Below are 14,570 nucleotides of genomic sequence, written 5' to 3'. Positions count from 1 at the left end.
GAAGGCTCCCACACAGCGGAATGGTGATATTCGCCGAGCCCAAGCCCGTGTCTGGCTTCCCGAACGGCTTGCGGCGCAGCGTTACGATGCTTTGCGCCAACCGCCGCCTACAGACTTCACGGAGTAGCTCAAGTTTTGGATCTGGCTATGTCGACTTGAGCCTGTCAGCGGTTGGCCGAGCGAGGGAATTGGTCCCGCGATGTCGGCGCGCCGCGAGTGGCGAATCAGTCCTCCCATGCCCGAGGTTGCATGCGCCACCGCCAAGCTATTCGCACGGGCCCGCAAAGCGCAACGGAACAAGCGGTGGCCCGGCCTCGTCGGGTCCACCCGGCGTCGTTTCGAGTTCGACCGGTGAGCGCGGCTGCGCTTCGATCCGCGATTGCAGTGCGCTCAGGGCGCCGTCGTATTCCGGCCGGGTCCAGAATCCCGAATGGCCACATATCGGCGGATATCGTCCCGTGTCAGGTTCAGGGCCCAGTCCTTGGGCGTCAGCAAGACGGCGGTCAAGGGTCGGTCCTACGGGAATCCCGGCCGGTGGGGACAGATCCTCGTCGAAGACCCAGCCGCCGAGAGGATCGGTCAGCGACCACAAATCGATCCATCGCGTCGCCAGCGCGCCATCCCCTGAAGCCTTGCCGCGCAGCAGATTCAGCGACTGATAACCGAAGTATGCCGGAAAGTTGCGCGCATACAGCCGGCGCAGCACGCAGCCGAATGTGAGCAGGGCGACGGGCCGGGAAAACAGTGGCCGTTTATCTGCGCCGAGGGCCTCTGGGTCTGGCGCATCGCTGTTCATCAGGAGTGCGGCGGCGGCAATGACAGTCCCTTGACTGTGCGCTGCAATAACTACTTTAGACTTTGTGCTCAGCAGCGATGTCCGCAGCCACAGGTCCGGAACGGCACGTTCGCCGTAGCAGGGGGGTCCCAGGGGGTGAGAAGCCCGCGGCCAGAACGTCACCACATCCCACAGCACGGCGACGTGGCGTCGGGTCTCACGGTCGCGGAACGCACGGTAGGCCAACCCGATTGCGAGGGAGGCGACTAGCGCTGTCAACGCCTGCCCGAACGCCAGGACTGCTGTCCATGCGGAATCATCGTGTCCGCCAAACCATGACGCCAGATCGTGTCGTTCGTGGTTCACCAACGTGGCGATCACGCTGGAAATGACGAACACCACCGTCGCGGCAAGTGCGGCGATGATCAGCCACAATAAGATGCGGGGTCCGCGGTCGGTCAGCGCCGCCCACGCTCGCGTCGAAGCGACCGCCTTGGCGCGAGATATCTCCATCAGCGCCATTGCTTTTCGTCGTTTCCCCGTCGACGTGGTCGACGTGGAGTGTGCGTTGTGGTCGGCCTGCGTCTGCGCCGAGGGTCCACCGTAGTCGTCCCAGACCTTCGACACCGCGTCGGGCTTGCGTCCGCGCAGCCATGTCATGACGCCCACGCATAACGCGGTACACAGCACCACGACGATGACCACCAGGTTGACCGCGGAACCGATGAAGTAGGTGTCGAACAGTTGCAACGGTGCTGGCCCATTGGCGGCGGCAACGAAATCGCCGAGTACCTTCGACGATGCTTGGGCTGACCCGCTGCCCTCATCGGTTCTCGCGAGTGCGAGCACTGCGTCGGCGGCGGCATGCAGCCGCTGCGCGGCCTGGTGGGTGAACTCGTCGGTGGCTTGCGCTGACTGCACGGGCTCACCGAGTATCCGGGCAACCCAAAAGCCAAGAGCTACCGACATTTCGCCGCTGATAAGCCATGCGAGCAGGGCGACGCACGGAGCGGTCAGGCCTCGCAGCGTGGGCCGAAAGCCGCGCTCAGGCGCCGCCGGGGTCCGCTTGGACAACAACGTCGTGGCCAGCAGTGCCACGAGCAGGACCGCCTGGATCCCGATGACCCACTCGGTGACCGGACCCAGGTAGGGCAGCGACCCGGCACCGAGGATTGCCGTGCCCTGGGGCGCGCGGTCAGCCCAGAGCGCGCCTGCCGCTACCCATCCCAGCGAGGTGAGGCTCACAATCAACGACGACACCCACATCCATCGTGTCACCTGCGACGGTCGGTCGGTTTGATCACCGGGTAGGCCGTCGCCACCTCGCGCGGTCACCTGGTCGCAGAATGTCAACCCCACGCTGGTGATCAGAAATACGAGGTTCACTGCGAGAAGCACGGCAGTCGGCCACCTCGGTGAACCGTCGTCGATGGTCCTCGCGGGTGCCAGCACCAGTGCCGCGGCCAACGAGAACCACACGGTCAGGTGACAGTCACGCAGCCGCGTCACCGATCGGTCACCGTTCCAGAAGCGCGGTTGGGTCAGCGGTGACTTCGAGGGTGAGACGTCGGAGGCGTCCGGTGGCGGCGCACCGATGCGCGGAGTCTGCTTCTGCATCAGCATCAGCACCCCGGCCATTGCCAGCACGGGAGCCGCCGTCGCCGCCAGGCGAATCGCCGCTGGCCAGGATGACAGAAAAGTCAACGGCCCCAACCGTTGCGCGCATTGCGGTAGGCCCGCGCATTGCCAGCCCACGATGTCAACGGCCACCGACACCAGGCTCAGCGACAGCGCCATCGTCAAGGTCAGGCCCAGCAGACGCAACAACCGTACCGACCATCGAGCGCACCGTTTGCGGTCGGTCGCCGGCAGCATCCAGTGCGCCAGATTGACGAAGATGAAGGGCAAGAACAGCAGCCAAAGTGCTCTGGTCGCCGGTCCAGATGTCAACCCGCCCCAGCAGAACGCCTCAGTCTGTCGGCCGGACGGGGCGAATCCAGGCTGCGCCGAGACATCGACTTGGGGTTCGGCCAAAAGCTCTCTGCGCCGATGGAAACCAGCGTCCTGGTCACCGTAGACACATTCGATGAGTTCGGGTGGGTAGGCCAGCAGTGTGGTCGCCGGGGTTCCCGACACCCCGTGCACCTTCAACTCGATCATCTCGGCCGGTCGGTCGCCCTCGGCGAGATCCGCGGTGGCGTTCATGAGACGCGACGGTACTGACGACGGCCGGCCGACGAGTCGCCTTTGACTGGCCGATGACGCCGGCGGCCAAAAACAAGTAGTCGGATACGCATGTGCCCACGCGCCTTCACTGTCATCCTCTGTAGGAGGGGACCGCATCCACTTGCGGGCGAGGGGGCCTCGAAAGTTGCTTAACAGAAGTAACGTTCGGCATCGTCGACTGAATTGCGCGCAAGCCACGATCCTCGCCGTCCGTATCTCAATGCAGAACGGTGACTAACCCATGGCCAAGCCACGCATTCGCCAGGACATTTGGACGCTGTCGCAACAGGACGTCTGGCATCCTGTCATCCGCGCCTATGCACGCGCCGTCGGTGTGCTCCAAGCCCGCGACAAAGACCAGGCGCACAAGAACGACCCGACCAGGTGGGGCTATCAGAGGGCCATCCACTGGGAGGACAGCGCTCCCGCACACGACAACTTCCTCAACAAATGCCAGCACGGCACGTGGTTCTTTCTGCCGTGGCACCGGATGTACCTGTTCCACTACGAGGCGATCCTGCGCGCGGTGATCACGCAGGACGCGACCATCGACGCCGATACGAAGGCGAGCTGGGCGCTGCCGTATTGGAACTACTCCAAGGACGAGCAAACGCTGGCGCTGCCGCCCGCATTTGCCGAACCGAAGCTGGACGGTCAGCGCAACCCGTTGTTCGACGCCACCCGATTCCTCAACAACGGCGAAACCCTCGACCCCAGAGCGGTTCTCATTGACACGGCACTTCGACCCCGCCACTTCCAAACCAGCAACTTCGCACCCGGCTTCGGCGGCTCGAAGACGGCATTCATGCATTACCAGCCCCGCGGTGCCGGCCCGCTGGAAGCGGTCCCGCACGGCTCGGTGCACAACTCGGTCGGGGTGAACATGAGCCAGCTCAACACCGCCCCCGCAGATCCGATCTTCTGGCTCCACCACGCGAACATCGACCGCCTCTGGCAGGTGTGGCTTGGATCGGGGCAGGGCCGGGCCAACACCACCGACCCAGACTGGCTGGGCGGCCAGCAGTTCCACTTCCACGACGCGACAGGCCACGACGTCGTGATGACCGCGTCCCAAGTGCTCGACCCCGCGACACAGCTGAACTACAAATATGACGACATCTCCGCGCCGCTGGGGGAGGAAGCCATGGAACCCGAACCCGACCATCCCGCCCAACTCGTCGGCGCCACCGACAAATCGGTGAAGTTGAGCGGGGACACCGTCGACGTCGGCTTCGGAATCGGCGCGCCGTCAGGCCCTTTGGAGGCCGAAGCCGAGCCGACCCGGGTCTATCTGCGCCTCGGCGACCTCACCAGCAAAGACACTCCGCACGTGCCCTACGCGGTGTATCTCAACGTCCCCGACGACGACCCCGAGACACCCGACGACCACTACGTCGGCACGGCCTCCACGTTCGGCATCGAAGCGCTTCCCGACCCGCGACACGACCATCCGGAGGGCATGCAACTGGTCTTTGACATCACCGACCTCTACCGCGCCCTGAAAGCGAAGGGGCAGTGGAGCGATCACGTCAGCGTCCGGTTCGTACCGCTATATGTCCGCCCGCCGGCAGTGGAGGTGGAGGCTGATCAACGGGCGCCGGGCGGCCAGCAGCGGCCGGGAAGTGTGGACGTCGGCCAGGTCAGCGTGCACTTTCAATAGCAGCCCGGCCGCCATGACGACCACAGAAAGCCCGTTGCGCGCCGCTGGCCGCGACTTGATCGTGGCCTCGCGCAATGCCCGCTGGCGATATCCCGAGTGGCCGCTGGCCGTGGTCGCCGTCGCGGTGTGGATGGCGCTGTTCGCGCTCTGTGCAGGCGATCTCGCCCAGCACGCCTCACACTTGCCCGGCCACGGCCATGGCGTGCTGCTCCCATCCGGGCCGGAAACACCCATCGCACCACCATCGGTGCCGCATTGGACCCTGATGGTGGTCGCGATGATGCTGCCCACGATCCTGCCCGCAGCACGGTCGATCGCACTGGGCTCGCGCTGGCACCGGCGCCAGCGCGCTCAGGCCCTGTTCGTTGCGGGATACCTCGCACCATGGATCTTGCTGGGGGCCTTGACCATTGGTGTGGCGTCGCAGGTCGGCCACTGGCCGCGGTGGCTGCTGCCGATCGCACTGGTCCTGGCGGCAGTGTGGGAGCTGACGGGCTGGAAGGTGCGGTCGCTGCGCGCATGCCACCGCGTGCGGCCCGTGCCGCCGCAAGGCTGGCGTGCCGACGTCGCCTGCCTGGCGCGCGGACTGACCCACGCGCGATGGTGTATCGGCGCCTGCTGGGCGCTGATGTGCGCGATGCTCGTCGCCGGTCACCTGATCACCTTGTGGCTGATGTTGCCGATGACCGCGGCCATCGTCGCGGAGAAGTTCATGTCGCGGCCCGACCGCATCGTGCGCCCAGTGGCCGCCGCGCTCACGGCGACGGCGATCCTGACCACTTTCACTTAGCCACAACCCGAAACAGACACCGACACAGGGGATAACCACGATGCCGACATGGGCCGTCAAATCAACCGCGCGCGATGGCGCGATCAACCCAGAGGCACAAGGGCTCATCGAGCTGGAGATGGTGCCGCGACAGTGTCAGCTCGGGGGATACCAGAAGCGCAAGATTCCCAGCGTCTCGGTGCAAAGCGACATCATCGCCTACGCCTCACCCGACTCGACGTACGCGGTGACCAAGCAGCTCTTCGACAATGCGAAGAAATCCATCCTGATCGGCATCTACGACTTCACCGCCGCATACATCAAGCAGCTGGTGCTCGACGCGCTGGCCCGCGGAGTGAAGGTGGCGCTGATGCTCGACATCGACGGGGCGGACGAGAAAAAACTCTTCGCAGATCTGGCCGACATCGGGGTCGACGCCGTCTCGGCGCCATCCTGCGCGAACCCCAACATCCACCTGTTCGCATCCTCACACGAGAAGGTCATCGTCATCGACGACGAATGGACCCTGGTGCAAAGCGGCAACTACAGCGCGAACTCCGTCCCGCTCAACGAACAAGACGGCGTGGCCGGCCCCCACTTTCGCACCGGTAACCGCGACACCGGCCTGGCGGTGCGCTCCAAGCCACTGGCCAAGCTGTTCACCGACATCCTGCGCGCGGACATGGCTGCTGCCACCGACGCCGCGGGAGGCCTCGCGCCCGAAGCCGCGCCGCCCCCAGAGGCAATCCTGCTCGAGGCAGCCCCCACCAAGCGGCCGGCAAAGCTGTTCGCTAGCAGGCGCTTCAATCTCAGCGGCCCGCTGCGCCTGCAACCGGTGACCAGCCCCGACAACTACATGACGGTAATGCCCCCGCTGCTCGAGGCCGCCACCACCTCGATCGACATCGAGCAGCAATACATCAAGGCCAAGCAACCAGAGGTGCGTGAACTGCTGGGCGCCATCGCCACCGCGCGCGAGGCCAACCCACGCCTGAAAGTACGCATCGTGCTCGGCAGGGTGTTCAGTAGGGGCGATTTGGACGCCGAGCACAAGAACCTGGAAATGCTCGCCGATGACTTCGGGCTCAAGCTGGGCACACACATCCGCTACATCAACACGGACCGATACGTCCACTGCCACAACAAGATGGTCATCGTCGATCGCGCCGCGGTGCTGATCAGCTCCCAGAACTGGTCGGACTTCGCGGTCACCAAGAACAGGGAAGCCGGACTGTGGGTGCCCGACGCCGACATCGCCGAATACTTCACGCCCATCTTCGAAACCGACTGGAGCACCGCGTTCAAGAGCCCCGATCAGACCTTCACCGGAACCAACGTGACACCGGAGGCCATTGCACCCGAGGCGCTGCGCGCCGGCGGATTCGTCAAAGTCGAACCCGGCGATTACCGAGAAGTCTGACCGCGAGATAAGGAGCACCCCAATGACAACGGCACTGACGGACACCGAAGAGCGCAAAGATGCGCGGGCCTACACCAAGCGGCTGTATGGCAGCGCCTTGGCCGAAAAGGCCTCCGACGCTTTCTGTTTGGCCGTCTACCGGCGACCATCCGGACAGCCCAGTCCCGGCATGCGTGGACTGGCGCTGGAGGCGATGCCAGCCGTGGCGCCCAGCAAGCAGCCGCTTGCCACTGTCGTCGAATTCGATCCGCCCGCCACACTGAAGGTGCTCGACGACACACCCGACGCGGCGCGGTCTGCATCCCGCGGCCGCGGCGCGCGGGGCAAAGAGCCGCAGCACATCGACCGCGCGAGCGCGGTCAACCGGGTACGCACCGCCAGCTACCAGGCGATGTCGTCGGTCTACACCGAGATCGAGCGGCTGTCGACCACGACGGTCGGGCTCTCACCAGACTTCCTGGGCTGGCCGCAGATCCAATCGCTGATCACCCAAGTCTGCTGGCTCAACCGCACCATGCGCACCTGGGCGGGGCCCGACGCCCTTGCCGACGTGACAGCCGACCCCGCGGTGACGTCGATCGACATGCCGCGCCAATTGCAGCCCGAAGCGGCCGCCGTCAACCAGGTCGCCATCGGGCTACCCGACTACCTCACCAGAACCGGCCTCACCGGCGCCGGCATCACGGTGGCGGTCATCGACTCCGAAATCGCCGCCAAACATCCCGCGTTGCAGGGGCGCGTCGTGCAGCGGCGCAACTACACCACCGAGCCGTGGGGAACGCCGGACTTTCACGGAACGGCCGTCGGCGGCCTCATCGCCGCCGACGACCCCACCAACGGCGGCATCGCCCCCGGCGCGACCATCTACAACTACAAGGTGCTGGCCACCGTCCGCGCGCTGCACGCAGACGACCACGCCGGCGCTCTGGCCATCCAGCAGGCCCTGGAAGACGGTGCGGCCGTGGCGAACTGCTCGTGGGGAGCCGGACCGGTCTCCAAAACCAAGAGCCGAGAAGCCCTCGCCGTCGACAACGCGTGGGCGCTGGGCATGGTAGTGATCAAGAGCGCGGGCAACGACGGACCTCGCGCCTCGACGATGACCACACCCGCCGAAGCCGAAGGGATCATCGTGGTCGGCGGCACCACCCTCGACGGCACCCGGGTCGGCGACTACAGCAGTCGCGGACCGGCGCTGCGGCGCACCCGTCCGCACCTTGTGGCACCCGGTGGCGAACTCAACGGGCCCCGACTGGACTGCTGCCTCGTCGGCGGCGGCTTCGGTGATGCCGGCTACGGCACGAGTTACGCCGCTCCGCAAGTGACCGGCGCGGTCGCGCTACTGCTGCAGCAGAACCCCCACCTCACACCGGATCAGGTGCGCGATCAACTGCTGGGCTCGACGAAGAAGCTCAAGGGATTCACCACCAACGAGCAGGGCCGCGGCCTGCTGCAGCTGAAGTAACCAGCCGTGATCAGTCGGGTTGCAGCGTGACCGGCGAGTCAATCGCCTGGATATGGTCATCGCCTGCCAGAGTCTTGATCTGGTCGGGGGTGGCCAGAACCCGTGCCGTCGAGTTGATCCAGGCCCCCGAAAGCACCTTGCCGCCCGCTGTGGAGACCTTGCCCGTCAAGTCCGTCAAGGTGCGGTCGAATTTGGTCTTGGTGGCGTCGATACGCTCGGCGCGCGATCCCTGTGTGGGAATCTGTGGCGGCTCGAGTTGCACCACCACCTCCATCGCCTCGTCGGGTGCGACCGATTCGAGACGCTCCTGCAGCGCAGGGCTGATTTTGCTACCCGACTTACCAGCCATGACCACTCCTTCGGCCCGTCGCCTCACTGAGCCGACAGCCACTCCAACGACTACCAGGATAAGCGCGCGCGGCGGTGCGCGTCGGGCATGCAGCAAACACCTCCGCACGCCCGCGCGAGCACAGCCGTCCGTGACCTGCAAAATGTCGGGAAATCCCCTATTTAACGCAGCAGTCAACATCAATAGCATCGAAGTCGCCGGTTCACCGACAAAGGAGAGGCCATGACGGTCACCACCGCGAAATCCGAGATCACCGCCGCCGAGCACACCAAGGTGATGCAGGCGTTCATGCAATACCCGCTGCATGTCGTGCACTACCTCGCCACCCCGAAGGGGCAAGCGCCGACGGAACGGGAAGTGCTCGAAGCCGCGCTGCAGGTTCGCGCGTTCGACGACGAGGTCCGCGATGTCGTGCAGCGGGCGTTGGACATGCTGCCCGCCATCACCGCGCAGAAGGACAACGTCTCCGGCGAGGTCCGCGAAGCGCTGGATCAACTCGAGGAGGACATCCAGAACAAATCGCTCGACGATGTCATCAAGGTGGTCCAAGCCACCCGTGCACGGGTGCCACAGCTCGCCGACAACCTTGCGTTCGTGGAGGAGATGTACCAAGACGGCGCCGACACGATCTATTCGCCGTTGTATCCGCCGGCGGAGTTTCTGTACCCGCGTCACTTCGCGTTCGACGCGACCAGCTTTCTCCTCGGCGTCGGCTTGGCCGACGGCCTTGGCGGCGCCATCGCTGGTGGCGGGGGAGCGCTGGTGGCCTCAACCACCGGAACGATCACCGCGATCATCCTGGAAGCCTGAGCCAGACGGCGGTCGCGTGCCGCCCGCGCACTGCTTGCCGCAGCAGGAAACTCACGTAGTCGACTACTCGCGATCATCGCTGCGCCGCGCACGATACTGACTTCGGCAAGCCCGGCATCCGTAGTGAGCACTTGGCCGAGGAGACACCATGGACTGCGCAGCGCATGCGGCAGACAACCTCAAGCAGATGTTCGTCGACATCGTCCAGAAGAAACGCATCGACGCCGGCGAACGCCCCGCGCTGCGCACCGTGTTCCACAAGGTTCACGGCGCCGCGCGCGGCGTGCTACGGATGCGCCCCGGCATTCCCGAGGATCTGCGTGTGGGTCTGTTCGCCGCCACCGAGGTGCCGGCGTGGGTGCGGTTCTCCTCCGACACGCCGCCGCGTGCACCGGACTTCAAGTCCACGTTGGGAATTGGGGTGAAGCTGTTCGGCGTCTCCGGGCCCATGTCCATCGGCAAGACGAGCGACACCACGATGGATCTGCTGATGCAGAACCACGACGTCTTTTTCGTGGCGACGGCCACCGATATGTGCGAATTCACCCGCGCGGGCGTCGTCGACGGCGACTACGGGCCCTACCTGCAAGCCCACCCGGCGACCGCGGCGATTCTCCGCGACATGGCCAAGCCGGTGGCCAGCGTGCTCGGCACCCCGTATTGGAGCGGGGTCCCGTTTCATCTGGGATCCGACTACGTCGTCAAGTACAAGCTGACTCCGCCCATCGAAGACGCGCCGCTGACTCAAACACCCAGCGACCGGGACTATCTCGGAGCTGATCTCGCTGCGCGCCTGAAGTCTGGCGACGCCCGCTTCGCGCTGACCGTTCAGATTCAAACCGATCCCGCCACCATGCCCATCGACGATGCGACGGTGCCGTGGAACGAGGCGCAAAGCCAACCGATAGAAGTCGCTGACTTGCTGCTGCCCCGACAGAACATCACCGCTGCCGGTCAGGCTCAGTTCGCCGAAAACCTGGCGTTCAACATCTGGCGGGTACCCGCCGAACACCTGCCGCTTGGCTCGATCGCGCAAGCGCGACGACTGGCCTACGCAGCCTCAGCCGATCAACGGCGCACCGTCAACGGTGTCTCGCTGGACGAACCGTCCTCACCGGACCCGGTTGGGGGCCGCCAACCCGCGGGGGAACCGGCATGATCGTGCGGGCCCGGATCCATCCCGGGATCGGAATCGCCCGGATCGGCGACAGCACAACAGACTTCACCATCGGTCCCGAGGTGATCGGCGCGCCCGCCACCGAAAGTCTGCGGGATGCGAGCGGAGCGCTCAAGCGTCAGGCCGCCCGCTTTCGCGTTTACGGCATCGACGAAACCGGCGCGGTGGTATCGGAGTTGACCTCCGAGACCGCCGAGATCACCTGGACGGTGCATGTCGCCAACCGCAAAGCGGCGTGGTACCGCTTCATCGCGGCACTAGACATCCCCGACGCCGCCACCGCACAGTGCCCGCGGCGCAACCCGAACATCCGCGGATCGGCCCGCCAAAGTCTTGTCATCGACCCAGGACCCAAATCCATCGCCGGCCAATCGCAATCGGGCAAACCGGAATTCAAGCTCGACGGCGGGAAATTCAAGGACGTCGAGGTAGCCCTGGGTGAGCTGCGCACCGATGAGGACGGACGCCTGCTGGTCTTTGGTGCCCACGGCGTCTCGCACTCGGCCAGCGACGCACCACTGTATAACCCGGACGACCCGGACAGCTTCAACAACGCCGACGACTGGTATGACGACACCGCCGACGGCCCCGTCACGGCCGATGTCGTCATCGACGGGCGCAGGATCCCTGTCGATGACGCGTGGGTGGTCGTCACTCCGCCCAACTATGCGCCCGAGGTCATCAGCTGGCGCACGATGACCGACCTACTCATCGACCTCTACGTCGAAAACGGTTGGCTACCGAAGCCTGACGCAGTGCACTTTCACGCCGACGTGCTACCGGTCCTGTCCCGGTTGTCCAACCTGCAGTGGGTCAATGCCGGCTTCGCGTCGATGTTCGGCCGGGGCCGGCCCATGGACTTCGCCGATCCGGCCTTCATCGACCGACTGGCCACTCCGCCGACGGGCGGCAGCGATCCCTACCGCGAGCTTCGCCTGCAGTTGCTCAACGCGTTTCGCCCGCGAGCATCCACTGTCAACGAACCGCGGCTGTGGCCGTGGATCTACGGCGACGCGTTCGGATCCTTCGACGCCGCCTCGCCGCGCAACAGTCTGGCGTTGCCTCCGCTGCACGCATGGATCCTCGGCGAATGGGCGCACGGCAGATTTGAGCGCGACACCGCACCCAAGCCACTCACCGAGATCGAACAGGCGCCCATCGCCGATCAGCCCGACATTCTCGACCGCGCGGCGCTGACCTACTGCCTGGCCGACGCCTTTCACCCCGGATGCGAACTCACCTGGCCGATGCGCCGGATCAGCTTGTACAGCAGCCCTTTCCGCATCCGGTCACGCCCACCGACCGACCGGGAACGCGACCTCGGGCCACAGCTGACCCAGACCAATGCCCTCAGCCTGGACGGTCCGCTGTATGCCCAGCCCCCTGGCGGGCTGACCCGGTGGATGGCCCTGCCCTGGCAGGGCGACACCGCATTCTGCCGGTCGGGCTACGAACCGGAATTCGACCCGTACCTGCCGACGTTTTGGCCGGCGCGGGTACCCAACCAGGTGCTGACCGAGCAGAGCTATCAGATCGCCGTGGACCCGACGAAGCCGCGCGAGCAGCGCCTCGCGGCCTACAACAGCCGCGACGCATGGCTGCGCAAACTCATCAGCGACGGCGCCGGCGTCGCTGAGGTGATGGCTCGCATGATCGACGAATTCGGCAGCCTGGGTGTCATCGAAGCCCGCGAGGGCGTTGCCGATGACCCCGACTTGCCGGCGGTGATGTATGTGGAGAATCTGGCCCCCCACGTCACCGATGCGCTGCGTGCCGCTGGCCTCGCCGCCGAAATCCTCGCGCCCTCACCAGACCCCGTGGTGCGAGCCGGGTGGGGAAGCGAGGAGCAGTTCCACGAATTCCGCAGCGTGCGAATCCGCCACCGATGAACATCGATGTCGTCGTCGTCGGTGCGGGACCGGCGGGCTGCGCTGCCGCGGCCCGGCTCACCCACGACGGCGCATCAGTTCTGCTGGTCCACCGTGCTGCGGTTAACCTGCGCCGCAGCGAGTCACTGCCCGGCGCCGCCGCTCGCGTACTGGCAGCCGCCGGGCTCACACCTCTGGACGGGCTGACCGCAGGCCGGTGCGGCGGAACGCTATCGGCCTGGGGGAATAGTCATTTGGCGGCATCGGATGCGTTGGGCTCACCCGATGGCGCAGGATGGTTCATCGACCGCCAGGAATTCGACGAGGCCCTGCGGCAGCGCTGCACAGCCATCGGCGTCGCGCTGAGCACTGATCGAGTAATCGCACTGCGCCGCAACCAGACGCGATGGCTTGCCCGCTTCGCACATGGCGCAGATGTCGCGGCTCGCTGGGTAATCGATGCGACGGGCCGGGCGAGTGCGGTAGCGCGGCGGGTCGGGGCGAAGCGCCGCAACGATGCGCCGCTGGTGGCGGTACACGCTGTGAGAGAACTTGAAGCCCACCACTTGCTGCCGGCCCGAATTTTCGTCGAAAGCGAGCCCGATGGCTGGTGGTATGTCGGCGCCTCGGCACAGCGCCGCATCGGGGCGGCGTGTGTGCTGCGACCGGCCGACGCACAGTCGCTGCGTGGCCGCGAGGAGTTCGCTGCCCGGCTGGGCGGGCGACAACACCTACAGGGTTGGGCCGGTGAGCCCAAGGCGTGGTCGACACCGCAGGTGTCACCTGCGGGTGGGGCATGGCTGGACCGCGTGTGCGGAGAGGGGTGGATCGCGTGCGGCGACGCGGCCGTCGCGTTCGATCCGCTGTCATCGCAAGGACTGCTGGGCGCGCTCGCCGGCGGTGTCGTTGCGGCACAAGCGATCTGCGCGCACAACACCGGCAACGCGCTCGCGGACGTCACCGCACGACACCGCGAGGTGCGCGCCATCTACGAGGCACGCCGCTCGGCTGCATATGCCCGCGAACAGCGGTGGGCGAGCCGCCCGTTCTGGCTTAGCCAGCACGGCGCCGATGAGACGACGAGAAGTGCTTAGACGCTGCCGGTTTCACCGCCGCGGTCGGTGATGATCAGCGGACACACCCCGCACGCGTCGCGTCCCCGCTGATGAAACCAGCGGCATCGCGACCTGATCGAGCACTTCGGCAGCGACGAATCCTCCGAGTCGATTGCTTGTCCGCCGGCCTCGGCCACGGCGGCCTCGATGACGCCGCAACGACTGCCCGTCCACTGCGCGCAGCCCCCCTCGACGCACGTACTGGCGAACCGGAAGCGTTTCTCGGGGCTTCGGCCCTTGGCGGCGACGTCGACGAAGTCCTCGTCGATCCGCATCTGTGGTGTCAGGTAGGCGATTTGGCCGTTGGACGTGACGAGGCCCAGCAAAATCGCTCCGGGTTTGGCCGGCGCGCTCGGACACAGGTGCACCCTGTTCGTGCCGCCGCAGCAGCTGTCAGACACGGAACTCGTCCAACTCCTCGGGCTCGAGCGGCTTGAGGATCAACCCCAGCCAGCCCGGCGGCCGCAACACCATTGCCGGCACGCGAGCGCCGAGGTCCAGTGCCGCGATATGAGGCAGCACCGCTTTCTGGATGTCCGCAGCGATCGCGGTGCGCTCCTCGTCGCGCAGGTCCAGTCCGTCAATGTTGACCTCGAAGCGACCCAATCGGTCTTCGGTGGGCACAGCTTCGCGCGTACGGTCGGCGAGATCTGCCTGTATCGCCGGCAGGCCGACCCTGGCGACGTAGCCGGCGAGCCGCCAGTTGCTCAGCAGGACCGCCTCGTCGTCATCGCCGCCCCCGACGTCGCGGCCAGCCAGGTGCGTCACCACCGCCTGCTGAATGGCGGCATTGATGGTGGCGTGAGCGTCGCGCGACTGCAGACCGTCGATGACGACTTTGAATACCTCAGCCATGGAATTCCCCCGTCTCTTTAGATCGACCTGAGCCGCCTCCATCGTACGAATATCGAGCGAGTTTTATGGGGCGAATTCGCACAC

Annotated in this window: 12 protein-coding genes; 8 read left to right on the top strand and 4 right to left on the bottom strand. The window is 65.9% G+C overall.

What is annotated here, in order from left to right; all coding sequences use genetic code 11:
• Positions 1-265 precede the first annotated feature (265 nt).
• Positions 266-2,980, bottom strand: a complete 2,715-nt coding sequence (locus GGC64_RS29200) for a hypothetical protein (protein ID WP_192726088.1) — start codon at positions 2,978-2,980, stop codon at positions 266-268.
• A gap of 262 nt (positions 2,981-3,242) precedes the next feature.
• Between GGC64_RS29200 and GGC64_RS29195 the strand changes: the two genes are divergently transcribed.
• Genes GGC64_RS29195 through GGC64_RS29180 form a run of 4 tightly spaced genes read left to right on the top strand, consistent with a single transcriptional unit; the run spans position 3,243 to position 8,312 of the window.
• Complete coding sequence (locus GGC64_RS29195; RefSeq protein WP_192726087.1) at positions 3,243-4,661, top strand: tyrosinase family protein; 1,419 nt, start codon at positions 3,243-3,245, stop codon at positions 4,659-4,661.
• 13 nt (positions 4,662-4,674) lie between these two features.
• Positions 4,675-5,451: a DUF2182 domain-containing protein gene (locus GGC64_RS29190; RefSeq protein WP_192726086.1), complete on the top strand. Its 777-nt coding sequence runs from the start codon at positions 4,675-4,677 to the stop codon at positions 5,449-5,451.
• 40 nt (positions 5,452-5,491) lie between these two features.
• Complete coding sequence (locus GGC64_RS29185; RefSeq protein ID WP_225952631.1) at positions 5,492-6,850, top strand: phosphatidylserine/phosphatidylglycerophosphate/cardiolipin synthase family protein; 1,359 nt, start codon at positions 5,492-5,494, stop codon at positions 6,848-6,850.
• A gap of 22 nt (positions 6,851-6,872) precedes the next feature.
• Positions 6,873-8,312, top strand: a complete 1,440-nt coding sequence (locus tag GGC64_RS29180) for a S8 family serine peptidase (RefSeq protein WP_192726085.1) — start codon at positions 6,873-6,875, stop codon at positions 8,310-8,312.
• Between the two features lie 10 nt (positions 8,313-8,322).
• Here the strand turns inward: GGC64_RS29180 and GGC64_RS29175 are convergent, their stop codons facing one another.
• On the bottom strand, positions 8,323-8,661 hold the full coding sequence (locus GGC64_RS29175) for a hypothetical protein (protein ID WP_192726084.1): 339 nt from the start codon (positions 8,659-8,661) through the stop codon (positions 8,323-8,325).
• A 222-nt stretch (positions 8,662-8,883) separates the two neighbouring features.
• Between GGC64_RS29175 and GGC64_RS29170 the strand changes: the two genes are divergently transcribed.
• The 4 genes from GGC64_RS29170 to GGC64_RS29160 all read left to right on the top strand — a co-directional run bounded on the left by GGC64_RS29170 (position 8,884) and on the right by GGC64_RS29160 (position 13,610).
• Positions 8,884-9,471 (top strand): hypothetical protein, encoded by a 588-nt coding sequence (locus GGC64_RS29170; protein ID WP_192726083.1) that lies wholly within the window; start codon positions 8,884-8,886, stop codon positions 9,469-9,471.
• 148 nt (positions 9,472-9,619) lie between these two features.
• A complete protein-coding gene (locus tag GGC64_RS34870) occupies positions 9,620-10,630 on the top strand; it encodes a hypothetical protein (protein WP_225952630.1) in 1,011 nt (336 codons plus the stop codon).
• The gene (locus tag GGC64_RS29165) at positions 10,627-12,537 is read left to right on the top strand and encodes a LodA/GoxA family CTQ-dependent oxidase (protein ID WP_225952629.1); all 1,911 of its coding nucleotides are present in this window, start codon (positions 10,627-10,629) and stop codon (positions 12,535-12,537) included. The genes GGC64_RS34870 and GGC64_RS29165 overlap by 4 nt, the downstream gene beginning before the upstream one ends.
• Positions 12,534-13,610, top strand: a complete 1,077-nt coding sequence (locus GGC64_RS29160; protein WP_192726082.1) for a lycopene cyclase family protein — start codon at positions 12,534-12,536, stop codon at positions 13,608-13,610. The genes GGC64_RS29165 and GGC64_RS29160 overlap by 4 nt, the downstream gene beginning before the upstream one ends.
• Here GGC64_RS29160 and GGC64_RS29155 read toward each other — a convergent pair.
• Both GGC64_RS29155 and GGC64_RS29150 read right to left on the bottom strand, forming a co-directional pair.
• Positions 13,607-14,032 (bottom strand): hypothetical protein, encoded by a 426-nt coding sequence (locus GGC64_RS29155; RefSeq protein ID WP_192726081.1) that lies wholly within the window; start codon positions 14,030-14,032, stop codon positions 13,607-13,609. The two genes, GGC64_RS29160 and GGC64_RS29155, sit on opposite strands and share 4 nt — an antisense overlap.
• On the bottom strand, positions 14,025-14,486 hold the full coding sequence (locus GGC64_RS29150) for a hypothetical protein (protein WP_192726080.1): 462 nt from the start codon (positions 14,484-14,486) through the stop codon (positions 14,025-14,027). The genes GGC64_RS29155 and GGC64_RS29150 overlap by 8 nt, the downstream gene beginning before the upstream one ends.
• Between the last annotated feature and the right edge of the window lie 84 nt (positions 14,487-14,570).

The organism is Mycobacterium sp. OAS707 (assembly GCF_014873705.1).
GTDB lineage: Bacteria > Actinomycetota > Actinomycetes > Mycobacteriales > Mycobacteriaceae > Mycobacterium.
Note: the sequence above shows the minus strand (reverse complement) of the source record. Positions and strands in the feature narration are given on the sequence as shown.

Excerpts from the sequence above, each read along its gene's own strand:
- GGC64_RS29200 (WP_192726088.1), bottom strand. The coding sequence starts at position 2,980 with ATGAACGCCACCGCGGATCTCGCCGAGGGCGACCGACCGGCCGAGATG.
- GGC64_RS29175 (WP_192726084.1), bottom strand. The coding sequence starts at position 8,661 with ATGGCTGGTAAGTCGGGTAGCAAAATCAGCCCTGCGCTGCAGGAGCGT.
- GGC64_RS29180 (WP_192726085.1), top strand. The coding sequence starts at position 6,873 with ATGACAACGGCACTGACGGACACCGAAGAGCGCAAAGATGCGCGGGCC.
- GGC64_RS29190 (WP_192726086.1), top strand. The coding sequence starts at position 4,675 with ATGACGACCACAGAAAGCCCGTTGCGCGCCGCTGGCCGCGACTTGATC.
- GGC64_RS29165 (WP_225952629.1), top strand. The coding sequence starts at position 10,627 with ATGATCGTGCGGGCCCGGATCCATCCCGGGATCGGAATCGCCCGGATC.
- GGC64_RS34870 (WP_225952630.1), top strand. The coding sequence starts at position 9,620 with ATGGACTGCGCAGCGCATGCGGCAGACAACCTCAAGCAGATGTTCGTC.
- GGC64_RS29170 (WP_192726083.1), top strand. The coding sequence starts at position 8,884 with ATGACGGTCACCACCGCGAAATCCGAGATCACCGCCGCCGAGCACACC.
- GGC64_RS29160 (WP_192726082.1), top strand. The coding sequence starts at position 12,534 with ATGAACATCGATGTCGTCGTCGTCGGTGCGGGACCGGCGGGCTGCGCT.
- GGC64_RS29185 (WP_225952631.1), top strand. The coding sequence starts at position 5,492 with ATGCCGACATGGGCCGTCAAATCAACCGCGCGCGATGGCGCGATCAAC.
- GGC64_RS29195 (WP_192726087.1), top strand. The coding sequence starts at position 3,243 with ATGGCCAAGCCACGCATTCGCCAGGACATTTGGACGCTGTCGCAACAG.
- GGC64_RS29150 (WP_192726080.1), bottom strand. The coding sequence starts at position 14,486 with ATGGCTGAGGTATTCAAAGTCGTCATCGACGGTCTGCAGTCGCGCGAC.